Annotated in this window: 23 protein-coding genes; 12 read left to right on the forward strand and 11 right to left on the reverse strand. The window is 68.5% G+C overall.

The genetic code is table 11. The features are described 5' to 3' along the window. Positions 1-37 precede the first annotated feature (37 nt). From WKC72_RS10495 to WKC72_RS10505, 3 genes are read right to left on the reverse strand one after another with little or no spacing between them, the layout of a single operon-like run. Complete coding sequence (locus tag WKC72_RS10495; RefSeq protein ID WP_037225894.1) at positions 38-667, reverse strand: bifunctional 4-hydroxy-2-oxoglutarate aldolase/2-dehydro-3-deoxy-phosphogluconate aldolase; 630 nt, start codon at positions 665-667, stop codon at positions 38-40. Continuing rightward, entirely contained in the window at positions 664-2,283 is a 1,620-nt protein-coding gene (locus tag WKC72_RS10500) for an amidohydrolase family protein (RefSeq protein WP_370182508.1), read from the reverse strand. Before WKC72_RS10500 ends, WKC72_RS10495 begins: the two co-directional genes overlap by 4 nt. A 22-nt stretch (positions 2,284-2,305) precedes the next feature. Then, a complete protein-coding gene (locus tag WKC72_RS10505; protein WP_370182509.1) occupies positions 2,306-3,628 on the reverse strand; it encodes an amino acid deaminase in 1,323 nt (440 codons plus the stop codon). A 221-nt stretch (positions 3,629-3,849) separates the two neighbouring features. On the opposite strand from WKC72_RS10505, the gene WKC72_RS10510 reads away from it, so the two are divergent. Genes WKC72_RS10510 through WKC72_RS10520 form a run of 3 tightly spaced genes read left to right on the forward strand, consistent with a single transcriptional unit; the run spans position 3,850 to position 6,058 of the window. Continuing rightward, the gene (locus tag WKC72_RS10510) at positions 3,850-4,863 is read left to right on the forward strand and encodes a sugar kinase (RefSeq protein WP_370182511.1); all 1,014 of its coding nucleotides are present in this window, start codon (positions 3,850-3,852) and stop codon (positions 4,861-4,863) included. Further along, on the forward strand, positions 4,860-5,609 hold the full coding sequence (locus WKC72_RS10515; RefSeq protein ID WP_037225888.1) for an IclR family transcriptional regulator: 750 nt from the start codon (positions 4,860-4,862) through the stop codon (positions 5,607-5,609). The genes WKC72_RS10510 and WKC72_RS10515 overlap by 4 nt, the downstream gene beginning before the upstream one ends. Before the next feature lie 44 nt (positions 5,610-5,653). After that, a complete protein-coding gene (locus WKC72_RS10520) occupies positions 5,654-6,058 on the forward strand; it encodes a RidA family protein (RefSeq protein WP_005251231.1) in 405 nt (134 codons plus the stop codon). Positions 6,059-6,062: 4 nt separating this feature from the next. Here the strand turns inward: WKC72_RS10520 and WKC72_RS10525 are convergent, their stop codons facing one another. Beyond that, entirely contained in the window at positions 6,063-7,403 is a 1,341-nt protein-coding gene (locus tag WKC72_RS10525; protein WP_037225887.1) for a TrkA family potassium uptake protein, read from the reverse strand. 218 nt (positions 7,404-7,621) lie between these two features. Here WKC72_RS10525 and WKC72_RS10530 point away from each other — a divergent pair, with 218 nt between their 5' ends. Beyond that, entirely contained in the window at positions 7,622-8,071 is a 450-nt protein-coding gene (locus tag WKC72_RS10530; protein ID WP_037225885.1) for a PPOX class F420-dependent oxidoreductase, read from the forward strand. Between the two features lie 52 nt (positions 8,072-8,123). Further along, positions 8,124-8,606: a hypothetical protein gene (locus WKC72_RS10535; RefSeq protein ID WP_037225883.1), complete on the forward strand. Its 483-nt coding sequence runs from the start codon at positions 8,124-8,126 to the stop codon at positions 8,604-8,606. Between the two features lie 83 nt (positions 8,607-8,689). On the opposite strand, the gene WKC72_RS10540 is transcribed toward WKC72_RS10535, so the two are convergent. The 6 genes from WKC72_RS10540 to WKC72_RS10565 form a co-directional block, all read right to left on the reverse strand. Then, positions 8,690-8,926 (reverse strand): hypothetical protein, encoded by a 237-nt coding sequence (locus WKC72_RS10540; RefSeq protein WP_370182515.1) that lies wholly within the window; start codon positions 8,924-8,926, stop codon positions 8,690-8,692. A 110-nt stretch (positions 8,927-9,036) separates the two neighbouring features. Then, positions 9,037-9,792 (reverse strand): AIM24 family protein, encoded by a 756-nt coding sequence (locus WKC72_RS10545; RefSeq protein WP_011595185.1) that lies wholly within the window; start codon positions 9,790-9,792, stop codon positions 9,037-9,039. Next, positions 9,789-10,487: an AIM24 family protein gene (locus WKC72_RS10550; protein ID WP_037225876.1), complete on the reverse strand. Its 699-nt coding sequence runs from the start codon at positions 10,485-10,487 to the stop codon at positions 9,789-9,791. Before WKC72_RS10550 ends, WKC72_RS10545 begins: the two co-directional genes overlap by 4 nt. 5 nt (positions 10,488-10,492) lie before the next feature. Further along, positions 10,493-11,116: an AIM24 family protein gene (locus WKC72_RS10555; protein WP_037225874.1), complete on the reverse strand. Its 624-nt coding sequence runs from the start codon at positions 11,114-11,116 to the stop codon at positions 10,493-10,495. 80 nt (positions 11,117-11,196) lie between these two features. Continuing rightward, the gene (locus WKC72_RS10560; protein ID WP_128641374.1) at positions 11,197-12,339 is read right to left on the reverse strand and encodes a DUF475 domain-containing protein; all 1,143 of its coding nucleotides are present in this window, start codon (positions 12,337-12,339) and stop codon (positions 11,197-11,199) included. A 118-nt stretch (positions 12,340-12,457) separates the two neighbouring features. Then, entirely contained in the window at positions 12,458-13,033 is a 576-nt protein-coding gene (locus tag WKC72_RS10565; RefSeq protein ID WP_370182518.1) for a TerD family protein, read from the reverse strand. A 258-nt stretch (positions 13,034-13,291) separates the two neighbouring features. Between WKC72_RS10565 and WKC72_RS10570 the strand changes: the two genes are divergently transcribed. The 7 genes from WKC72_RS10570 to WKC72_RS10600 all read left to right on the forward strand — a co-directional run bounded on the left by WKC72_RS10570 (position 13,292) and on the right by WKC72_RS10600 (position 21,824). Further along, positions 13,292-14,413 (forward strand): hypothetical protein, encoded by a 1,122-nt coding sequence (locus WKC72_RS10570; RefSeq protein WP_037225871.1) that lies wholly within the window; start codon positions 13,292-13,294, stop codon positions 14,411-14,413. Between the two features lie 12 nt (positions 14,414-14,425). After that, positions 14,426-15,652 carry an HpcH/HpaI aldolase/citrate lyase family protein gene (locus tag WKC72_RS10575; RefSeq protein ID WP_081792170.1) on the forward strand — a complete coding sequence of 409 codons (1,227 nt, stop codon included), beginning with the start codon at positions 14,426-14,428 and terminating at the stop codon, positions 15,650-15,652. Further along, positions 15,649-16,965, forward strand: coding sequence for a phosphoribosyltransferase family protein (locus WKC72_RS10580; RefSeq protein ID WP_370182521.1), 1,317 nt, complete (start codon positions 15,649-15,651; stop codon positions 16,963-16,965). The genes WKC72_RS10575 and WKC72_RS10580 overlap by 4 nt, the downstream gene beginning before the upstream one ends. After that, a complete protein-coding gene (locus WKC72_RS10585; RefSeq protein WP_370182523.1) occupies positions 16,962-18,071 on the forward strand; it encodes a cysteine protease StiP family protein in 1,110 nt (369 codons plus the stop codon). Before WKC72_RS10580 ends, WKC72_RS10585 begins: the two co-directional genes overlap by 4 nt. Further along, positions 18,068-18,946: an HAD family hydrolase gene (locus tag WKC72_RS10590; protein WP_370182524.1), complete on the forward strand. Its 879-nt coding sequence runs from the start codon at positions 18,068-18,070 to the stop codon at positions 18,944-18,946. The genes WKC72_RS10585 and WKC72_RS10590 overlap by 4 nt, the downstream gene beginning before the upstream one ends. Positions 18,947-19,008: 62 nt before the next feature. After that, complete coding sequence (locus WKC72_RS10595; protein WP_370182525.1) at positions 19,009-20,247, forward strand: TerD family protein; 1,239 nt, start codon at positions 19,009-19,011, stop codon at positions 20,245-20,247. Positions 20,248-20,255: 8 nt separating this feature from the next. Continuing rightward, positions 20,256-21,824, forward strand: a complete 1,569-nt coding sequence (locus tag WKC72_RS10600) for a TerD family protein (RefSeq protein ID WP_370182526.1) — start codon at positions 20,256-20,258, stop codon at positions 21,822-21,824. A gap of 21 nt (positions 21,825-21,845) precedes the next feature. On the opposite strand, the gene WKC72_RS10605 is transcribed toward WKC72_RS10600, so the two are convergent. Then, positions 21,846-23,252: an AarF/ABC1/UbiB kinase family protein gene (locus WKC72_RS10605; RefSeq protein ID WP_268789553.1), complete on the reverse strand. Its 1,407-nt coding sequence runs from the start codon at positions 23,250-23,252 to the stop codon at positions 21,846-21,848. Positions 23,253-23,357 lie beyond the last annotated feature (105 nt).

Here is a 23,357-nt window from a genome sequence, read left to right on the forward strand (position 1 = left end):
CTCCAGGGGAGGTGGGTGGGGTCGGGCGAGAGTGGGGCTAGTTCGAGAGCGCGGTGACGAACGATCGTGCGCGGTCGGTGATGTCGGTCCAGTTGCCTGCCGCGACGCTGGACGGTGGGACGACGCTGGTGCCTGCGCACACGGCCAGCGCGCCGGCGTCGAGGAACTGGCGGGCGTTGGAATCGTTGATCCCGCCCGACGGGAGGAGTTCCACGCCGGGATACGGTCCGTGCAGGTCCGACAGGTAGTCGGGGCCGAGCCGCTTGGCGGGGAAGATCTTGACCGCGGCAGAGCCGAGGTCGACGGCCATGGCCACCTCGGTGGGGGTGAAGGCACCGAGGAAAACGGGAATCGACCTTCCCGTAGCGACTTTCGCGACGTCGGGACGGATTCCGGGGGTGACGAGGAACCGGGCGCCTGCGTCGATCGCGGCGGCCGCCTGATCGCCGGTCATCACGGTTCCGACGCCGAGGACGCTGCCTGCCGCGGCTGCGGCGTCGGCGGCGCGACCGAGATGATGGAGCACGTCGGGCGTGGTGAACGTCAGCTCGACCGTCCGGATTCCGCCCTCGGCGAGGGCGTGGCACAGGTCCGCGGCGTCGGGGATGGTCTCCGCTCGCACCACCGTCAGTACCCGGTCGGCACGCAGAATGTCGATCTCGGTCATCGAACTGCTCCTCCTTCTTCGCGGCGCAATGATCTTCCGGCGGTCGCGCCGGTGAGGCGGCCGTCCTCGAGGGCGAGGCGGCCGCGGACGAACACATGGGTGATTCCGGCCGCCGCCTGGCGCGGCTGCGCGTAGGTCGCGGTGTCGCTGACCGTGTCCGGATCGAAGAGCACGAGGTCAGCGGCGTAGCCGCGGCGGACGAATCCGCGGTCGACGAGTCGCAACCGGGTCGCGGCTCGGCCGCTGAGGTGACCGACGCACTCTTCGAGGGACATCAGACCCAGGTCGCGGCTGTAGTGCCCGAGGTAGCGCGCGAACGTTCCCCATCCGCGTGGGTGCGGTTTCGCGCCGACCAGCAGTCCGTCGCTGCCGCCGGTGTGCCGGGGGTGCTGCATGATCGCGCGCACGTTCTCCTCGTGGCCGACGTGTTGCAGGATGCCGCTGCCGAGCTGGTCGCGGATCAGGATGTCGATGCACACGTCGAAGGGGTCGCGGTTCTCGGCGACGGCGATGTCCGCGACGGTCTTCCCGACGTAGTCGTCGAGTTCCGCGTTCTGCACGCCGCTGATCTCGAGCGTGTGCCACTCGGCGATCACCCCGTGGCAGCCGTCGGAGCCGGTGACCTCGAGATGTTCCCGGATACGTTCGAGTGCAACCGGATCCCGGAGACGATCGAGCGTCTGTTCCATGCTCCCCGCCGACGCCCAGCTGGGCAGGATCGCCGACAGCGTGGTGGCGCCGGGAAGGTAGGGGTAGGTGTCGAGGCTGATGTCCGCGCCGGCGGCTTCGGCCGTGTCGAGCAGGGCCAGCAGGTCCGGGGCGCGGCCCTTGTTGGGTCCGAAGTTCAGTGTGGCGTGGGCGAGATGCAGAGCGCACCCGGCCCGCGACGTCAGGTCGACCATCTCGGCGTAGGCCTCCATGGCGCCGGCGCCGTAGGACCGGTGGTGCGGGGAGAAGTAGCCGCCGTACTCGGCGACGGTCCGGCACAGTGCCAGCAACTCCTCGTTGTCCGCGTACATCCCCGGCGTGTAGGTCAGCCCCGCGGACAACCCGACGGCGCCCTCCGCCATGGACTGCGCCACGATCCGCTGCATCTCCTCGATCTCAGACGGCGTCGCCGGCCGGTCGTCCCAGCCGACCACCAGCGCCCGGACGACCCCGTGCGGGACGAGATACGCGACGTTGGTGGCGATGCCGCGATCGAGCCGGTCGAGGTATTCGCCCACGCTCCGCCAGGAGAAGTCGAAATCCTCGGGATCGGTGTTCCACCCCGCAATCTTGCGCCGGACCACCGCGAGCACGTCGTCGGTGACGGGCGCGTAGGAGAGCCCGTCCTGTCCGAGTACCTCGGTGGTGACGCCCTGGGTGATTCGCGACGGGTGTTCGGGGTTCAGCAGGATCTGCAGGTCCGAGTGGGCGTGCATGTCGATGAAACCGGGCGCGAGCACCAGGCCGTCGGCGTCGATCACCTGATCCGCGCGGGGGCGTCCGGTCTCGGAGTGATCTGTTTCGGGCCAGATTTCGGCGATCCGGTCTCCGTCGACGAGCACGTCGGCGCGATACCTCGGCGCCTCCGAACCGTCGACGACGGTGGCGGAACGGATCAGAGTGGTCATGATGTGAGTCCTCGGCCGGGGATCAGAAGAAGGTGCGGATCAGGTCGACGACGACAGGATCGTCGGAGTCGTCACCGACGACGGGAATCCAGCGCCACTTGTCGAACGCGGTGCACGGGTGGGAGAGACCGAGCCGGACGACGTCCCCGACACGCAGATCGTGTTCGGGCCGTGCAGGATCGAGCCGGAGGAACGCGTGCTGGTCGTTGACGGCGGTCACTTCGGTGCCGACGAGGGGCCGCGGCGTCGCCCCGAGTTGGCCGGCGACGGCCTGCGCGGTGGGGAGTCCTTCGTCGAACGGGACGTCGCGCTTGCCGGCGTCCAGCAGGGCGAGGCCAGGCTCGGGGCGGGACACCACCCGGGCCCATGTGTGCATCGCCGACGTGAGACGACGTGCCTGCCTGTCTTCGCCGCGGCCGAACGGTGAGATCCCGGTGTAGAAGCCGTCGTCGTGGATGATGTACGCGCCGGCGCGGACCACCACTTTGGTTCTGCCGCCGGCAAGTTCGGCGAGCACCTCGGCGACCACGTCGAAGTAGGCGCTGCCGCCCGCGGTCACGTACAAGTCCCGACCCTCGGGGTAGCGCCCCTCGGCCTCGAGCCGGCGATGCAGTTCGGCCATCGACCGGAGGTATGTGCGGACCCGTGCGAGGGACTCCTCGGAGGCGTCGTGTGCGAGGGCCCCCTCGTAGCCGGAGACGCCGGCCAACCGGAGTGCGGGGCTTTCACCGATCCGTTCGGCCACCTTCACTGCCTCGGCCACGGATCGTGCGCCGGTGCGTCCTCCCTCTCCGCCGAGTTCGACGAGCACGGGCAGTGGACGGACCACCGTGACGTCCGCGAGCGCCGTGGTCATCGCGTCGACCGTCTGCGGGGAGTCGGCCCACATGAGGACTTCGAGTTCCGGGTTCGCGTCCATCTGCTCCGCCAGCCACCGCAGTGCGGTCGGGTCGACGAGCGAGTTCGCTATCTGCACCCGGCGCGCGCCGAATCGCACCGCCACCCGGAGCTGACCGAAGTTCGCCAGCGTGATCCCCCAGGCGCCGCTGCGGATCTGCCGGTCCCACAGCACCGGGGACATCGTCGTCTTCCCGTGCGGAGCGAGGTCGACTCCGTGCGCCTCGCACCAGGCCGCCATCGTGTCGAGGTTGCCGGCGATGGCCATCTCGTCGAGGACCATCACGGGGGTGCTGAAGGCGGACAGCCTCGGCTGCGTTCCGAGGAACTCGGTCTTGGTGAGCCCGTTCGCCGCGGAGGGGAGGGCTTTGTCCACGTCGGACAAGCGCAGCTCGTCGAGCTCCGCCAAGGCGCCGGAATCGAGTGTGTCCGGTCCGCTGAGCGTCATCGTCGATCCTGTCGTTCGGGTTTTGTGGGGCAGGCCTTCATCGGAGGAATGGCCGTGAAGTGCTACGTTGCGCTCTATGCAACGTTGATTGCGTTTTTGAGTCACCTATGTCTAGCATTGGCCTGGGTCATCGTCAACGGTCCGGTGTGGCATGCATCGCCGGGGCGAGGGCTCTCGAAACGCAACTCCAGTGCCCGTCCGAGCAGTCGTAGAGGTAACAAGTGCAGGAATCGACCCCCACCCCCGAGTCCGGTGTCGCGTGCCTCGGTGAGGCGATGGTTCTGGTGGCCCCGGACTCGACACACCACCTCGCCGGCGCCGAGGCGAACGTCGCCGCCGGCCTCGCCGCGCTGGGTGTCCCGGCCGCCTGGGTCGGACGGCTCGGCGACGACGAGTTCGGCGTCCTCATCCGCACCGAACTGCAGGCCCGGGGTGTCGACGTCCGCGCGATCGAGGTCGATCCCGGCAGGCCCACCGGGCACTACTCGAAATCCACCGCCCTCGACGACCACGGCGAGCCGCGGACCGACAGCCTGTACTCCCGGGCGGGTTCGGCGGCATCGGCCATGGACCCCGGATTCCTCGACAGGCCGGCGGTCGCGGACCTGTTCGGCCGCGCCGCCGTGGTCCACTGCAGCGGAATCACACCGGCCCTGTCCGATTCGTGCCTCGCGCTGATGCGGAGGCTTCTCCGCGACCGGCCGGGAATCTCCGGTGTGGTCAGCTTCGACGTCAACTGGCGTGAGCAACTGTGGCCGGACGGCGACCCGCGGATGGTCGTGGAACTGGCGAATCTCGCCGATCTGGTTCTCGTCGGCGCGGACGAGGCCCTGCGCGTTCTCGGAACCGCAGATCCACACGAGTTGCGGCTCATCCTGCCCGCCCCGGCCACCGTCGTCGTCAAGGACGGAGCGCATCGGGCGCTGGCCGTCGACCGAAGTGGACGCAGTGTTGCGGTTCCCGCGCTCCGCGTCGACGTCGTCGAACCCGTCGGCGCGGGCGATGCCTTCGCCGCCGGATATCTCAGCGGTGTGGTGCGCGGCGACGATCAGGCCCGGTGCCTGCGCCGCGGGCACATCGGTGCCGCCGCCACCCTGACGGTGGCCGCGGACTCGGCGCCCCCGCCGCCCGCCGAACTGCTGGACGAGCTGCTCCGGTGCTCCGAATCGGACTGGGCGGCAACGAGCGTCACCGCCGAAGGCTTCTCCCCCCGAGAAAGTGGAGTGAACGGATGAGTCAGAGTGTCTCCCGCGCCCTGCACCTGCTGGTGCAACTCGGCAACGGTCCCGCCAATCTCGACCAGCTGGCCGAATCCACCGGTGTCCACAAGACCACCGTTCTCCGGCTGCTGCGAACCCTGTCCGACGAGCGGTTCACCTTCCGCGACAACAGTAACCAGTACCACCTCGGTTCCCGCATCTTCGAGCTCGCCGCGCAGGCCACCGATCAGCGGGAAGTCCGTCGCATCGCGTCGCCGCACCTCGTCGCGTTCAACCGCGAATACGGGCGCACCACGCACCTCGCGGCGATGGAAGGAGGTGACGTGGTGTACATCGACAAACTCGAATCGCACGATCAGATCAGGATGTACTCGCGAATCGGACTGCGCGCCAACCTCAATTCCACCGCGGTCGCGAAGGTGATCCTCGCCGACCTGCCGGATTCGGAACTGCGGCCCCTCGTCGATTCGATGGACTTCTCCGCCCGCACCGCCAACACGATCACGACGCCCGAACGCTACCTCGACGAGATCCGCACGGTCCGAGAGCAGGGCTGGGCGCACGATCAGGAGGAGAACGAGCCGTCCGTCAACTGCATCGGGGTGCCCATCCGCGGCGCGTCCGGCCGCGTCGTCGCCGCCGTCTCCGTCTCGGTGCCCGACGTCGTGCTCAGCTACGAACGCGTCCTCGACCTGCTCGAACCCCTTCAGGCCGTGGGGGCGCGGATCTCCCGCGACTGCGGATACCGCGCCCAGCCCTGACCATCCCGTCCACCCGAAAAGTAACCACACACAGGAGAATCGATATGTCCGACACCACCGTCATCCGCACCGAAGGCGCCCCCGCCCCCGCGCACACGTTCAGCCAGGGCATCAAGAAGGGAAACATGCTCCAGGTGTCGGGGCAGGGACCGATGGACCCCGTCACCAACAAGTACATCGCGGAGGGCGACGTGCGCGAGCAGACCCGTCGCACTCTCGAGAACGTCAAGGCGATCCTCGAAGCCGGCGGCGCGAGCGTGGAGGACGTGCTGATGTTCCGCGTCTACCTCACCACCCGCGACGACTTCGCCGCGATGAACGACGTGTACGGAGAGTTCATCGCGGAGAACGTGCCGAGCGGACAGCTGCCGTGCCGGACCACGGTGTTCGTCGACCTCCCACACGAGGTCATGCTCGTCGAGATCGACGCGCTGGCAGTGACCGGCTAGGTCGCTACGTGGTGACGAGGTGCCGGCAGCTCATCCGCGGCGACACGGGCAGCTCGGTGAACACGGGCTCGGACGATTCCGCCGTCGGTACCTCCAGGTAGAGGTGGCTGCCGTCCGCCACGACCCCCTGCGGTTGCAGGCCGATCAGTTTGGCCACCACGTACGTGGCGCTCAGGCTGGTGACGTCGCGGATGATTCCGAGTCGCAGCAGCGACCGCGTCTCGGCGATCGCCTCCTGCTCGCCGGCCCGCAGGACCAGCCGCAGCCCGGGGGACAGGGCCTGCGCGGCCACCGACACCGCGATGTTGTCCAGGTCGTCGGATCCGACGGCGGCCAGCGCCAGGGCGCGGCCGACGCCCAGTCGCTCGAGGAGTTCACGGTCGCCGCCGTGCCCGACGACGGTCGGGATGTTCATCGCCCGCACGAGCCGCAAGTTCTTGGCGTGGGGGTCGCGTTCGACGCCCACCACCGCGACACCGAGAGCCTGTAGCTCCCGGCAGAGCCGGAGCCCGACCTGGCCGAGACCCACCACGATGACGTGGCCGGAGCGGGGCAGGACGCGGCTGCCCACCAGGCCGACCAGCCGGGGGCCGAGCAGGCGCTCGATGATCCCGGCGGTGAACATGGCCGTGAACACCACGGTGAACAGCATCGCCACCGAGGCGAACACCGCGTAGGCGGGGCTGCCGTGGGTGTCGGTTCCCGGGCCCACGGTGGTCACCACCCGCACCGCCTCGTTGAACGCGTCGAGCGGTGCCACGTGCTGACCGAGCATCAGCCAAAACCAGTCGGCGAACAGGACCGCGAGAAGTCCGGCGAGCCCACCGAGCAGGATGCGCGTGCCGATGTCGTGCGACCGCAACAGTCCGGTCGCGCCGGTCGCCGCGGTGCGCCACCAGTTCCGCCGGGGCAGGTCGACGTGCGCGCCCTCGGGGTGTCCGTCGATCATCCGGACAGTCAGCATGTGCTCGCCCGCGTGCCGGGCCGCGACGAGTTCCGGTTCCAGGCACGGACCGGCGAGCGTGGGTGCGGCGAGATCTGCCGGTGACGTCACCTCGCACTGCGGAAGCAGCTGGGACAGCTGGTCCGCGACCGTGCGGTCGAAGATCGTCACCACCAACGGGATCGACGCCGAGATGTGCGCGGCGGCCAGCGCGTAACGCAGGGCGACGACGTCGTCGCGCACCAGTACGGCCATCCCGCAAGGTTCGTCCGCCATTGCCAGGCGGAGTTCGTCGTCGTCGGGGGCGACGAGATGACGTACGTGAAAGTCCCTTTCGCGGAGGGACGCACAGACCCGTCGGGCCACGGTGGTTTCGCCGATGACGAGATATGAGTCGTTCACGTGTGGTCCTTCCGGCTCGGGGTCACGAGAGCGTACCCGAGAAAAACCGCAGATCCCACACGGGAAGGCCTACCGATGAGTAGTCGGAACACGTTATCGGCCAATGATTTTGCGACTCCACCGCCCTACTCGTCGGTAGGGGCGCCCTGATCGCGACCGGGGGCGGCCGCGCCCCCCCGCGCGGGAACACCGCGCCGGCGTCAGTGGTTGGGTGAGTCATGAGCCTCGATGCGAATGACGACCGGCGCCCCCTTCTCGACCTCGTCGCCGCACACAACCGTGCGGTCCTCGCGACGATCAAACGCGACGGGCGCCCGCAATTGTCCAACGTGATCTATGCCTGGGACCCCGGCACGCAGACCGCGAGGGTGTCGGTGACGGCGGATCGGGCCAAGACCCGGAACGCCGCGCGCGACCCGAGGGTGTCGCTGCACGTCAGCGCGACCGACTTCTGGAGCTACGCGGTCGTGGAGGGAGATGCGGAGCTGAGTGCGGTCGCGGCGGATCCGCACGACGCGGCGGCGGACGAACTCGTCGACGTGTTCCGGCTCGCGTCCGGAAAGGAGCACGACGACTGGGAGGAGTTCCGCCGCGCGATGGTGTCCGAGCACCGGCAGGTACTCCGGGTCCGCGCGACGAACGTGTACGGCATGGCCCAGTTGCCCTGAGTGTGCGAACGTAGCTGTGGCAGCCGGTCGGAGCCGGTGGGACGATTGAGTCATGCGCAGGAGACGGTGGCCGGCGGCACCGCCGCCTGCCACGGAGGGAATCGTGGTGCACGGGCCGGTGGAGCTCGTGACGAGCCGCGACCTGAGCCTGCGCCTGTCGGAAGTCGTCGCGCACCCGACGGGCATGCTGCTGCGCGTCGAGCTGACGGCGAGAGGCAGATCCGCTGATCTGGCGCGCCACGAGACGCGTCCCCTGGACGATCCCGACGACCCGTCGGCGCGGTGGTCGTATCTCGCAGTGAACGTGCAGGTCGACGACATGGAGGGTGTCGCCGATCCCCGGCACCCGCATTCGACGTCGAAGTCCGACGCCGAGGACGCGTCCGAATATCATTCCGCGCCGCACTACTGGATCAGCGACTACCCGGAGTCGGGAACGATCACGCTGACCGCGGGGTGGAAGGAAATAGGACTGCTGCCGAGAACCCGGACGATCACTCTCGGCCCGAATCCGAGTATGCGACCCGCCCGCTAGTCATCGCGGCTAGACAGACGAAGGTGCCCTTCGGCGCCGTGGGAGCGTCGAAGGGCACATTCGCCCTGCGAGGGGAACGCAGATCAGGGCAGGGGAACCCAGGTGCCGAAGAACCAGAATCCGTGCGGGCTCGGCGCGGGAGCCTGCTGCTGCGGAGCGTGCTGCTGCTGCTGCTGAGGCTGCGGGGCCTGCTGCTGTTGCTGGGCGGGTGCGGGGTTGTTGTGGCCCACCGGGTCGGCGCTGGCAACGCCGGCTCCGATGCCGAGGGCTGCGAGGGCGATACCACCGGTTGCGACGGCCTTGGTCACGACGGACTTCATGCGGTTCCTCCTGGAACGTATCGGATGCGGTGTCAGAACTTCCTGACACAGATCAGATTGCTCCCCGTCCCTGCCACAACTCTTCGCTCAGCCTGTCAATCTCCTGGATGTCAGCGAGGCTGCTCCGCCAGCTTGGCGGCGATCACTCCGTTGAGCCGTTGCAGACCGCTGGGGGTGATGCCGTGGATCTGACCCTCGATGCTGCGCACGACATGCGTGTCGCTGAGAACCTTCTCGCTCGACTGGATCAGAACCGTTCCGGCGCCGGTGAAGTCGAACTGCCGTTCCTCCCCGGAGTTGATTCCCATCATGTGGGCGCCTGCCGCGAGGAAGTTGCTGATCCACCCCTGGTCGTAATGGTGACTCGGGGACGGGCAGTCGGCCCACCCGACGAGCGCCTCGGGGTCGATCCGCAGCGGCGGCTCGGCGAACATCACCGGGCCGTTGGACGACGCCAGGAACTTGCCCGTCCCGATGAGTGTCAGGAAGCCGGGGACGATGGACTGGTTCAGGGCCAGACCCGGTTCGAACGCAAGGAGATTCGACGCCCGGATGGTGAGGTTGCCGTCGTCGAGGTCGTACGAGTTGATGTCGTAACCGCGGTCGCCGATGATCAGTTTCCCGAATCCTTCGGCCACCGCGTAGTCGCCCATGTACAGCGGCGCCGAGAATTGGTTGGCGACCATGTGCAGTGCGGCGCCGTGCAATCCGTGGGTCAGTGCCTGAAACTGCATCTGCCCGTAGTAGGCGATCATCGCACCCTTGCGGATGAACCAGGGCGCGGTGAGGTCGATGCAGAACGCGTAGCTGTTGTCGGGAATGTTGTCGCTGGCGCCGAGAGTCGACGGATTGTGGATGGCGGTCACAGTTTCTCCTCCGAAGCCTGAACGTAGACGATGCCCTGACCCGTGCACTGCAATTGCATCGCTTCCCCGACACCGCGGCCCATGGCCTCACGCCAGCCGACGGCGGATTTCAGTTCCACCTGGACGCTCCCGTACGTGCCGACGAACGCGTCGGGGTCGACGAACACCGGATTCGGGCCGCCCACAGGCAGTTCGATGAAGCCACCGTGCGCGAGGAGGACCGCCGACCCGTACCCGGACAGCTGCGTCGTGAACATTCCGGTACCGGACAGGGCGCCTGCCGCCGCGCCGCGCAGGGCGCCGAGCATGCCGCGTCCACCGCCACCGCCCTGACTGGTCACGGAGATCACCGAACTCTGCAGTCCCGCATTGTGCGCGAGCAGCCGGGACGCCTCGACGCACAGCGCGCCGCCCTGCGACATGTCGACGACGTGCACCTCGAGTCCGGCGTGACCGTAGTGCACCTCGCCCTGCCCCTGCGCGAGCATCGTGCGTTCGTGCTCGCCCTGCATCATGCGTCCGGCCATCCGGGTGAATCCACCCATGCCCGCCATCGACTGGGAACCCGGCACCTGATGCGGCGAGAACTGGACCTGGCCTGTGTAGAACAGCATCGCACCCGTGCGCGCCACCACACCGCCGGCGGCGCCGACGTCGACCTTGACGACCTTCGAGTTCACTTTCGAGAAGACCATGGGGCTCACCGCTCTGCCGGTTGAATGGAGACGACGCCGTGACCGTCCCATTTGAGGGAGAAGGCCTCGCCGTTGCCCTGGCCGACGGCGTTACGCCACGACACGTCGGTCACGAACGACTGCGTGACCTGCCCGCGCGCCGAGACGAATGCGTCGGGGTCGACCACCAGCGGGTACTGCGGCGACACCTCGAGGTGTATGAGTGGCCCGCCCGCCGACAGCAGTGCCACCTGCCCCTGGCCGGAGACGGTCGTGGTGAACAGGCCCTGACCGCCGACCCCGCCGCGCAGTCCGGTGAACGTGACGTTGGTGTTCAGGTTGCCGCTCAAGGCGAGCAGCTGCTGCGACTCCACCTGCAGGGTCTCGTTCGCCAGGTCGACGACGGAGACGTACTGACCGCCCACCGCGAGGTACACGACACCGTGACCGGAGCATTCCATCAACGACAGCGCCTCGCCGGTGGCACGCCGCTTCATGCCGGCGAGCACACCGTCACCGCCGCCGAAACCCGCCGACTTGAAGTTGACGTTGCCCTCGTAAGCGATCATCGAACCCTGTATCGCCCGGATGGTGGTTCCGGCGAGTTGCGCCTCCACCACCTTCGTGGACTTCTCGAGCAGCCGCCCCATGGGTGCCCTTTCCAGTGTCGAGCGGCAGTGCCCGTGACCGAGTCACGAGCACTGCCGCTGGATGTGAGTACAGGCAGAACCTAGCCGACGGACACCGGGTTCTGCTCGTCCACGTCGTCTTCCGCTTTGCCGGCCGCCGCGACGGCCTTGCGGTTGCGGACGATGCTGGAGATGAAGGCGGCACCGATGAGGGCGACGCCGACGAGTCCGGTGACGTTCTCGTTGACGTGGTAGCCGATGGACACCAGCAGGATCACGGCCAGTGCGCCGATGGCCCAGTGGGCGCCGTGCTCGAGGTACACGTAGTCCGACAGGGTGCCCTTGCGGACGAGGAACACCGTGATGGAACGGACGAACATCGCGCCGACGAAGCCGAGGCCGAGGGCGATGATGATCGGGTCGGACGTGATCGCGAACGCGCCGATCACACCGTCGAAGGAGAACGACGCGTCGAGGACCTCGAGGTAGAGGAACAGGAAGAACCCGGCCTTACCGGTGGCCTTGGCCAGCTCGGTCGGTCCGCCCGTGGACCCTGCGACCGGTTCGCCGTCTTCGTCTTCCTCGGGTGTGTTGAACAGCTCACCGAGACCGTTGACGGCGATGTAGGTGACCATGCCGAGGACGCCGGCGATCATCACCGTGGAGACCGTGTCCTCGGGGGCGATGTACGCGGCGGTGATCAGCAGCAGGGCGCCGGCGATGATGACGGCCAGCTGGTCGAGCTTGCCGGCGCGGGCGAGGGGCTTCTCCAGCCAGGACAGCCAGGTGATCTCGCGCTCTTCCAGGATGAAGCCGAGGAACAGCATCAGCAGGAACATGCCGCCGAACGCCGCGATCTGCGGGTGCGCGTCGGTGAGCAGGGTTTCGTAGCTGGCGCTGCCGTCGGGGAAGTACGCGGCGCCGTCGGCAGGCGGGTTCAGGGCCAGGTCGAGGGCGGCGACGGGGCCGAGGCCGGACGCCAGCCACACGATGACGAGGGGGAAGACCAGGCGCATGCCGAACACCGCGATGACGATGCCGACGGTGAGGAAGATCTTCTGCCAGAACTCGCTCATGCGGCGCAGCACGGTGGCGTTGATGACGGCGTTGTCGAAGGACAGCGAGATCTCGAGGATCGACAGGATCACCACGAGGAGGACGGCCTGGGGGCCTCCGTAGATCGCCGCGATGATGAGGGAGATCACCGTCACGGCGAAGGAGAGACCGAATATTCGCAGAACCACGAAGCGTGGCCTTTCTCTAGTGGGCATGCAGGGTGGCTACTGCAGGTGGACGAACACCGGGGGAGGGTTTCACGTCAGGGCCGTGAAACCCTCCCCCGGCTGGAGAACGAAACGACTGTCAGACGTTGACGCCGTAGTCCCGGGCGATACCGGACAGCCCGGACGCGTAGCCCTGGCCGATGGCGCGGAACTTCCACTCCGCACCGTTGCGGTACAGCTCGCCGAAGACCATAGCGGTCTCGGTCGACGCATCCTCGGACAGGTCGTAGCGGGCGAGCTCGTTGCCGTTGGCCTGGTCGACGACGCGGATGTAGGCGTTGCGCACCTGACCGAACGACTGCGAACGCGTCTCCGCATCGTAGATCGAGACGGGGAACAGGATGCTCTCGATGTTCGCGGGGACCGCCGCCAGGTTGACGTTGATCACCTCGTCGTCGCCCTCGCCCGCACCGGTGGTGTTGTCGCCGATGTGCTCGATCGAGCCGTCGGGGGAACGCAGGTTGTTGAAGAACACGAAGTGCTGGTCCGACACGACCTTCTTGTCGGCACCCGCACCGATGGCGCTGGCGTCGAGGTCGAAGTCGGTGCCGGTGGTCGAGCGGGCATCCCATCCGAGTCCGACAGCCACCGCGGTCAGGTTCGGCGCCTCCTTCGTGAGAGAAACATTGCCGCCCTTGGTCAAGCTGACGCCCATTCAGGGGTCCTTTCGAGAGGAGGTGGGTGGACCCTCGACAGCTGTCGAAGTTCCGGGTTCGTCGTGCAACACCACGATAATGAATTTGTCCGACTTGTCCCATCCCGCGAACTGTCCACAGGTTTGTGCACAGGCAATTCCGGACCACTCGGTGTTGTCGGCCCGACCAGTACGATTCAGGACGTGACGAGCGGATGGGCAGGACGCTTCCGAGGAAGAGCCCGGGGCGACGACTCGGCCCGTCGCGCCCACGACACGATGGTCGCAGCGTTTCTCGATATGGACAACCGGCAGAGCATCGCCGCCGCGGCCGTGGACGCCTCGGACCAGCTGACTCCGGAACGCGGAATCCGGCGGGCCTGGGAACCGGTTCGCGACGGGTGCTACCAGGCCGCGACGGCGTATCTGGCGGCGGAAGACCAGTTCGAGAACGTGCAGTCACCCGCGGCGGCCGCCGCGTACGAGCAGGTGACGCGGCAGTTGGTGGCGGCGACGCAGTCCCTCGACGAGTTCTATCGCACACATCGGGGCCATCTCGAGGAGTCGACCGCGATGCTGGCGGCCGTGCCCCAGCTCGCCCAGCAGGCGCTTCAGGTCGCCTCCGCGGCGCAGCAGCGGGTGCAGACCGAGGGCGCCGCGTACGCCGGCTACCCGTCGGTGCGCAACCGGGGAGCGGCACTCGACGCCGCGGTCGTGGCGCTGCAGGGCGCCCGAGGAGCCAACCCGGTCCGCGAAGCGGCAGCGCGTGTGCGGGAGGAGTCGGCGGCGCTCGAGAAGGCGCTGGCCGCGGCCCCGTCCAAGGAACTGGACGCCGCTCACGCCGTGTCGTCGGTGACGACGAGGATCGCCGCGGTGCAGACGCGGGCGGAACGGCTCGCGCCCGCTTACTCCGCCCTGCTGCGCGAGTTCAACGCGGCCAGTTCGGCGGATCTCGTCCACAACGACCGCGAGAGCCGCAGGCACATCGAGCAGGCGCAAACCGATCTGCAGCAGGCGCAGAAGGCTTTGACCGCGGGAAATCCGGAGGGTGCGCTGGATCTGACCGCCGCCGCGCGGACCCATCTGGTCGACGCCGAGGCGAACGTCGACGGCGTCACCGATCGCCTGCTGTTGCTGCGGGAGGTCCGCGAGAACCCACGGGCCAAGGAGAACGAGATCAGATTTCGCCTCCGCGACGCCCAGATGTTGGCTGTGAATCGTGGTCTCGTGCGGGAATGGGGGTCGGTCCTCGACGCTCAGCTCGAGCGGATCGACCGGATTGCAGGGACACTGACCGGGAGGCATCCCGACTACTGGGCGTACGTCGCCCAGCTCGATGCCGTGTCGGCGTTCATTGCCGAGGTGGTTCAGAAGATGAGAGGACACACAGGACAGCGATGACACGGGGGGACGATGAGCATTAGCGAAGAGATCATGTCGGCGGCGGTGCCGCCAGGTGAGACGGCGGCGGTGCGGCATGTGCGGCACTTCCACCACCTCGATCCCGAGACGCACGGCCGGCTGTTCCTGCACGCTCCGCAGGCTCTCGGGCCCGACGAGGATCGAACGGTGCTGGCCGTCGCGCTGGGCGCGACGCTGTACGTGCCTGCGACGAGGTCCGACCTCGCGGACACCATCCTCCGCAGGTCCGGTGACGGTGTGTGCTCGATGGTCCTGGACCTCGAGGACGCGGTGGCCGACGACCAGGTGGAAGCGGCGCTGCTCAACGCCGTCGACGCGCTCGATCGACTCGCGGTCCACGGTGGTGCGCGGATGCAGTTGTTCGTCCGGGTACGGGCCGCCGAGGACCTTCGGCGAATCGCCGACCTGCTGACCACCGGCGTCGAGGTGTTGTCCGGATTCGTGATTCCGAAGTTCGGTAGTGCGACGGGACGTGCCTTCCTCGACGAGCTGGCCGCAGCGTCGGAGCGGCTCGGCAAACACCTGTACGCGATGCCGGTGCTCGAATCGCCGGCACTGGTGCACCGGGAGACCCGCGACGACGAACTCGCGAAGATCGGCGAACTGCTCGTCGAACACCGCGAGCGGATCCTCGCCGTGCGCATCGGCGCCACCGACATGTGTGCCACGTTCGGCATCCGCCGCGACCGCGACCTGACGATCTACGACGTGCGGGTGGTCGCGGACGCGATTGCCGGCATCGTCAACTTCCTGGGCCGGGCCGACGACACCGGACACGTCATCACCGGTCCGGTGTGGGAGTACTTCGCCGACCACGAGCGGATGTTCCGGCCGACCCTGCGCGCCACGCCGTTCGAGGAACACAACGAGGTGCGGTTCCGTCAGCAGCTGGTCAGCCGGGATCTGGACGGCCTGCTGCGGGAGATCGCCCTCGACCGTGCCAACGGCATCCAGGGGAAGACGGTCATCCACCCGACGCACGTCGCGGCCGTACACGCCCTGTCCGCGGTGACGCACGAGGAGTACCACGATGCGCTCGACATTCTCGGCGCCGAGAGCGTCGGCGGCGTCCAGGCGTCGGGCTATCGCAACAAGATGAACGAAATGCGCCCGCACCGCAGCTGGGCCGAGAAGACACTCGTCCGGGCGAAGGTGTTCGGCGTGACAAACGAGGGAATCACGTTCGTGGATCTTCTGACCGCACTGGCCGTCCGATGAGCTCACCCACCGCCGTGCGCGCGGTGCCCTGGGCCACGGAACACCTGGGGCTGACGCTCGCCCACGTGGGTTCGGAGACGGGGCTGACCATCCCCGAACTCGTCGAGCCCGGCCTGCGTCGCAACCCGCGCCGCGCCCACCTGCTCGTCTCGACGGTCCTCGGCAAGCACGTGCCCACCGACCCGGGTGCCGTGATCGGCGCGGGCGACCGCCTCGGCGATCTGGTCGCCGACGTTCTCGGGCCGGATGCAGATCCCGTCGTGCTCGGATTCGCGGAAACCGCAACAGGTCTGGGGCATTGTGTCGCGGCCCGGCTGCGCGCCCGGTGTTACCTGCACTCCACGCGGCGGGACGTCCCCGAGATCGGAACGTCCGCCGGGTTCGAGGAGGGGCACTCGCACGCGACCAGTCACCAGCTGCAGCCGACGTCCGTCGAGTTGTTCACGGGCGATCGTCCACTCGTCCTCGTGGACGACGAGATCTCCACCGGCGCCACTGCGGTCGACGCGATCCGCGCGCTGCACCGGCAGAATCCGCGCAGCCGTTACGTCGTGGCCTCGCTCGTCGACATGCGCGAGCAGGGTCACCGGGACGCCGTCGACGCCGCGGCCGCCGAACTGGGTGTGCAGATCGACAGCGTGAGTCTGGCGGTGGGGCGCACCGAGCTTCCCGGCGGACTGATCGACTCGGTCGGTGCCCTTCCCGAACCGGTGCTCAACCCCGTCGGTGAGCGGACCGGGACCGTCGAGCGCGCCGACATACCTTGGCCCGCAACGGTTCCGGAAGGTGGTCGGCACGGGTTCCTGCGGGAAGACACCGAGGAGTTCGATGCGGCCGTCACGTCGGCGGCCGCGGTGCTCCTCGACCGACTCGACCCGCAGCGCCCGGTGATCGTCGTCGGACACGAAGAGCTGATGTACCTCCCGCTGCGACTCGCGGACGCGCTCGCCACGTCCGGCTTCCGGGTTCGATTCCAGACGACGACGCGGTCACCCGCCTACGTGCTCGACCGGCCGGGATACCCGCTGCGCCGCGGATTCCGGTTCACGGCACCCGAGAACGGTGAACAGCAGCCGCGTTTCGTCTACAACGCACAGTGGCCGGACGAGGACGCCGTCGTGGTCGCGGTGATCGACGCCGCGGCCGACACCGAGCGGCTCACGGCAGCAGGCGGACTCCTCGACGTGCTCACCGCGTCGGGAACGGATGTGCTCCTGACCGTCGTGTCCGGCTTCGACCCGCTGTCGCTGCGCGCCGCCCGAGCCGCGACGGCGGCGCCGCCGAAGACGACCCGGCCGGGAGCGCCGACGTGACGGCGCCGCTGACCGGCCCGGCGTTCGGTTCGTACACGGCCGACGAGGTGGGCTGGCTGCTCACAGACCTGTCGCACGTCGACCTCGAAGCCGATATCGCCGAGCGGGAGCACCGCATCCAGTCGGGCGAGGCCCACTACGCGGAGACGCTGCCCATCGAGTACCAGCCCGACGCGGAGTATCGCGAGCTGTTCGAGAAGGTTCTGCAGGACAGCTCCATCCGACTGGCACGCGCCGTGGGGACGGTCACCGACCTCGTGCTGGCCGAGCGGGGCCGCGACATCACGCTCGTGTCGCTGGCGCGGGCGGGAACCCCGGTGGGTGTGCTCATGCGCCGCTGGGCGCGCGACGTCCACGGGTTGACGCTGCCGCACTACGCCGTCTCCATCGTCCGCGACCGGGGGATCGACGCCGTCGCGCTCGACTACCTCGCGCAGCATCACGACCCGGCGAACGTGGTGTTCGTCGACGGCTGGACGGGCAAGGGTGCCATCGCCCGCGAGTTGTCGCAGGCACTCGTCGAGTACCGCGACGCCGGTGGCGCCCAGTTCGACGACGACCTCGCCGTCCTCGCCGATCCCGGGCACTGCGTCCGCACGTTCGGCACCCGCGACGACTTCCTGATCGCCTCCGCGTGCCTGAACTCCACCGTGTCGGGTCTGGTGTCGCGGACCGTCCTCAACGACACGCTGATCGGACCCGGCGACTTCCACGGCGCCAAGTTCTACGCCCACCTGGCCGGCGAGGACGTGTCCAATCACCTCCTCGATTCCGTCAGCGCGTCCTTCGGGGATGTGCGCGAGCACGTTCCCGGCGACGTCCAGGACTTGCTGCGGTCGGACCGCACCCCCACCTGGGACGGCTGGAAGTCCGTCGAGGAGGTCCGGGAGCAGTACGGCATCTCGAGTGTGAACTTCGTGAAGCCCGGTGTCGGCGAGACCACCCGGGTGCTGCTGCGCCGGGTGCCGTGGCGGGTGCTGGTCCGCGACCTCGAGGCGCCGGAGCACGCCCACATCCGGCTACTCGCCGCCGCGCGTTCGGTCCCCGTCGAAGAGGTTCCCGCCCTGGCGTATTCGTGCATGGGCCTGATCAAGGATGTGACATGATCGCGCTGATCGCGACCGACCTCGACCGCACCATGATCTATTCGCGCGGGGCCATGGAACTCGCCGTGACCGAGAGCGACGTGGCCGAGCGGCACGGCGACGAGGACCTGCTGTGCGTCGAGGTGTACGACGGCAAACCGCTGTCCTATGTCACGTCGGCCGCCGAGGCGATGCTGCGGAAGCTCACCGCGTCCGCCGTGGTCGTGCCCGCCACCACGCGCACCGTCGCGCAGTTCCAGCGCATCGACCTGCCGGGGGCGCCGTGGCGGTACGCGATCACGACCAACGGCGGGAACATCCTCGTCGACGGTGTCCCCGACAGCGGATGGCGGTCGGGTGTCGACATCGCGATGGCCGACGGTGGAGCCTCGCTGGTGGAGGTCGGCGCCGAGCTGAGCCGCCGGATCGACGACAGCTGGGTCCGCTCGTCCCGGGTGGCCGACGAACTGTTCTCCTACCTGGTCGTGGACCTCGACGCGATGCCGGTGGGCTTCGTGGAGGAGTGGAACGACTGGTGCGTGGACCGGGGATGGGGGGCGTCCCGGCAAGGCCGCAAGATCTACACGATGCCCGACGCGGTGTGCAAGAGCCGTGCCGTCGCGGAGGTCCGTTCGAGGCTCGTCGACGACGGAGTGCTCGCGCCGGAAGCCCCCGTGCTGGCGGCAGGGGACGGGGCCCTCGACGCCAACATGCTCAGTGCCGCCGACGCCGCCATCCGTCCCCGGCACGGCGAACTCGAAACGCTCGACTGGCAGCACCCGACCCTGTCGGTCACCGGTAGCAGCGGTATCGCCGCTGGTGAGGAGATCCTGCACTGGTTCGCGGACCGCGTCGCGCGGGGTGCGGGGACGACGGCCGTCGGCGCTCTTTTGTAGGTTGTAGGCAAACAGGCCAAACGGGACAAACCCGACGCTCCCACAGTGAAGGAACCACCGCAGTGTCCACTCCGCTAGCCAAGGGTCAGAACGGCCCGCTGAGCGTCGACGACGTCATCGTCTCCCTCGAACTGACGGCCGCCGCCGACCTGTCCGCGCTGCTCGTCACCGACTCGGGGAAGGTCCGCTCGGACGCCGACTTCGTCTTCTTCAACCAGCCGACCGGTCCCGGGGTACAGCTCGTCCCCGGAGCCACCGGACAGGCGGCCTCGCTGAAGGTGTCGCTCGGCGCGGTGCCTGCCGACATCGCCCAGGTGCGCGCGGTCATCACCCTCGACGACGCCACCAGTAACTTCGGCCGCTCCGCGCCGCCGACCGCCCGCATCGCCGACGGCGCCGGAAACTCGCTGTACGAGTACAAGATCGAGGGACTGAACTCCGAGTCGATCGTCATCGCGCTCGAGCTGTACCGCCGCCAGGGCGCCTGGAAGGTGCGGGCCGTCGGGCAGGGCTACGCCGGCGGGTTCGCCGCTCTCGTCACCGATCACGGCGTGTCCGTCGACGACGCTCCCGCACCCGCCGCCGCTCCCGTCCAGCAGCCGCCCGCTCCCGCACCGGCACCGCAGGCTGCCTACCCGCCGCCGGTCGCGCCCGCCGCACCCCCGGCTCCCGCGGCACCTCCCGCGCCCGCTGCTCCGGCCGAGGTCAGTCTCACCAAGGCGCGACCGGTCAGCCTGTCCAAGGGCCAGAAGGTCACGCTCCGCAAGGACGGTGGCGTTGCGCTGACGTACATCCAGATGGGACTCGGCTGGGACCCGATCGAGAAGCGCGGCATGTTCGGAAACCGTTCCGCCAACGTCGACCTCGATGCGTCGGCGGTCCTGTTCGCGGACAACAACATGGTCGACGTCGCCTACTACGGTCAGCTGGCGTCGAAGGACGGATCGATTCGGCACCAGGGCGACAACCTCACCGGTGAGGGCGCCGGCGACGACGAGGTGATCCTCGTCGATCTCACCCGCATTCCGCCGCACATCTCGACCATCGTGTTCATCGTGACGTCGTACCGCGGGCACACGTTCGAGCAGGTGAAGAACGCCTTCTGCCGCCTGGTGGACACCACGTCGTCGGCCGAACTCGCCCGGTTCACGCTGCAGGGCGGGATGCCGTTCACCGGAATGGTGATGGCCAAGGTGTACCGGGTCGGCGGCGAGTGGAAGCTGCAGGCCATCGGTGAGGGCATTCAGGCCAAGCACGCGGGTGAGGCCGCGCCTCAACTCGGCCGCTTCCTCGGCGTCTAGGGGCGGCGGTGACAGTCCACCTCGTTCCGGGGCAGAACGCCCCGCTGCCGTCGCGCGTACTGCGTTTCCGCGCGGTCGATGCGACGCCGATCGACGTCTCCGTGTTGATCGTGGACGGAGATCTCCGCGCGCTGTCCTCGGACCACTTCGTGTTCTACAACCAGCGGCGCGCCGCCGGGGTGGAACTCGACGTGGACGGAACGGTCCTGCTGCGGCTGGACGAGGTGGACGCCGCTGCGGCGGGCGTGCTCTGCGTGGTCAGTGCCGATCCGGCGTCCCCGAACGGTTCGTCGACGCTGGCCCGAGAGGGTCTGTCGGCCACACTCGCCGACGAAAATGACCGTGCCCTGGTCGTTTTCGACGTCCCGCTGGTCGGTTCCGAGGCGGCCGCGATCTGCCTCGAGATCTACCGCCGCGGCACCGAATGGAAGGTGCGGGCCGTCGGGCAGGGATACGACGGCGGCCTCGCCGAACTCGTCACCAGGCACGGCGTCGAGGTGGATGAACCCGCACACCCGGTCGTCCAGGAGATTCCGGCGATACCCGGTCCGGCGGGTATACCGCTCGACCCTGCCCACTCGTTCGAGAGGGCGTGGATGATCTTCGAGGACGCCGCCAGGTCCGCGGCCTCGTTCCGATCCTCGCGCGACTACGCGCAGGCGCGGCTGGACGACGAACTGTCCGAGTCGGTGGCCGACCCGTCCACGCGCAACAGTCCGGCGGTCGTGCACTCGCAGGCCAGGGCTCAGGAGCGATGCGATGCCCTCGTCGCCGAGGCGCAGCGCAAATTCGACGGTGAGACTTCTCAACTGGCCGACGAACTCCGCGCCGTCGATCCGCTGCTGCCGCGGTCGCTGGCCACCTTCGAATCCGCCGCCTGGACGAAGCCGGTCACCGGCAGCGCAGTGACGGACGGGCTGAGGCTCGGCGAGTTGTCCGCACCCGACCTCGGTGAGCTGCGGGTCCCGTTCTGTGTCCACTACCCGGTGGGGCGTCCGCTGTGGATCGTCGGCGATCCGGCCGAAGCCGCACCGGTGGTGGCGGCGCTGGCGGCGCGCATGCTGGTCGCGTCACCTGGGGCGGCACAACGGTTGGAGGTGGTCGACCTCAGCGGCTCGCTGCGCACATTCACCGAACCCCTCGGCGCGCTGCTGGCTGCGCCGGTCGTGTCCTCGGCTTCCGACATCATCGCCCGCCTCACCGCGCTGTCCGAGAGCGTCGACCTCGCAGAAATGGCGGCCCGCAGCGGAATCCGCGACACCGTGCCGGAGCCGCGGCTGGTGATCCTGGGCGACTTCCCACACGGGTACGGCGCCGAGGACGCCGCGCGCATCGTGCACCTCGCCGATCACGGCCCCGCGGTCGGGACGTCGCTGATCATCGTCGGCGACAGCGCCGCCGCGGATTCGGATCCGGGCGTCGCGGTACTCGAACGCATCGCGCAACAGGTTCCGACGTCGGGGGTCCTCACCGTCTCCGACCCGTGGACGGGCAACGACTGGATCCTGACACCCGACCGGCTTCCGGACCACCCCCTCCACCGGGCGTCGGTGCTGGATTCTCTGACCGGGCAATAGATCTCTCGCCGCGAGTACGCGTCACTCGTCGGGCAGCTCGACCCCGAGTTCGAGGGCCTTCGCGGCGACGGCGTCCGGGAAGACGTTGCGGAACAGGAACAGGTCCTGCCCGATCACCCAGCCGGGTGCGAGTTCGGTGGCGTACCGCTCGAAGTAGCCGAGCTGCTTCCCGAACAGGACGAGTTCCTCGGGGCTGGCGACGCCCCATTTCTTGCCGATGCCGATCAGGGCCATGATGAGTTCGCTGAGCCGCAGCTCACCGAGGTCCCGGCCCAGCAGGGGCGCGAGGGCGGCGGCCACCTGGAGGCCGATCTCGTCGTCGGTGGCGTCGTTGTCCGTCGCATAGCCGAGGCTGCGGATTCCGCGGGCCATGCGGGAGAAGTCGCCGTCGATCAGGGTGGCGTAGAACATGTCGCGCAGGATCTGCCGCCACGACTCGGGGAGCTCACCGACGATGCCGAAGTCGAGCATCGCGATGCGTCCGTCGTCGAGGACCCACAGGTTCCCCGCGTGCACGTCGCCGTGGAACGGGCCGTGGAGGATGACGGACTCGATCCACACCTTGACGCCGCGGCGGATCAGCATCCGGGTGTCCATGTGGACGAGGTCGGGGAACCGGTCGAGTGGCAGCCCGTACATGCGTTCCATGCAGATGACGTGTGGACCGCAGTAGTCCCAGTACACCTCCGGGGTGGTGACGCCCTTGTTGTCGCCGAATGCCCCGATGTTCGTTCTGAACCGGGCCTGCCGGTCGGCCTCGACCGCGCTGTTGAGTTCGGTCATCGTCGCCGCGTGGAGGTCGCGGATGATGGCCGTGGCGTTGGCGATGCGGAAGAACTCGAAGAGTTTCTCGAGGATCCGTGCGCCCCAGTACGCGGTGCGCAGGTCCACCACCATGCGGCGGAAGATGTCGGGGCGTTGGACCTTGATGACGGCTTCCCTGCCGTCGGGGAGGACGCAGCCGTGCACTTGCGCGACGGAGGCGGCGGCGAGGGGGACGTCGTCGAACGACGCGAACAGTGCGTCGACGGGATGCCCCAGGTCGGCTTCGATGACCCGGCGGGCCTCCTCGGCGGGCACCGGCGGCACGTCGTCGAGACATCGCAGACACGCGTTGGCCAGCGGGGCGGGGAACACGCCGGAAGACGACGCCATCAGCTGCCCGACCTTGACGAACGTCGGACCCAGCACCTCGAAACCGTTGACCAGGCCCTCCGACGCCGCGTCCGCAAGGGTGCGGCCACGACGTCGGACGGGCCAGGTGACCAGCGCGAACAGTGTGTAGGCGACGACGACCACGCCGATGACCAGCGCCCGCCACAACTCCGCGGCGCGGAAATGGTCGAGGCTCGCGGAGTGCACGGTCAGGGCTGCAGGTGGCGGCCCCGAAGCGTACGGGCCGACCGGACGTGCCGTTGGCTCTTGCACAGTTCCTACCTTGCGTTCAGTCCTGCCTGCCGTTCAGAAGGGGACCATACCCCGACCGTTTCGGCGAACCCCTTTCAGTATGCGGTACCCGCCATCACACATTTC

Origin of the sequence: Rhodococcus wratislaviensis, assembly GCF_041228765.1 — a bacterium.
Taxonomy (GTDB): Bacteria; Actinomycetota; Actinomycetes; order Mycobacteriales; family Mycobacteriaceae; genus Rhodococcus_F; species Rhodococcus_F wratislaviensis.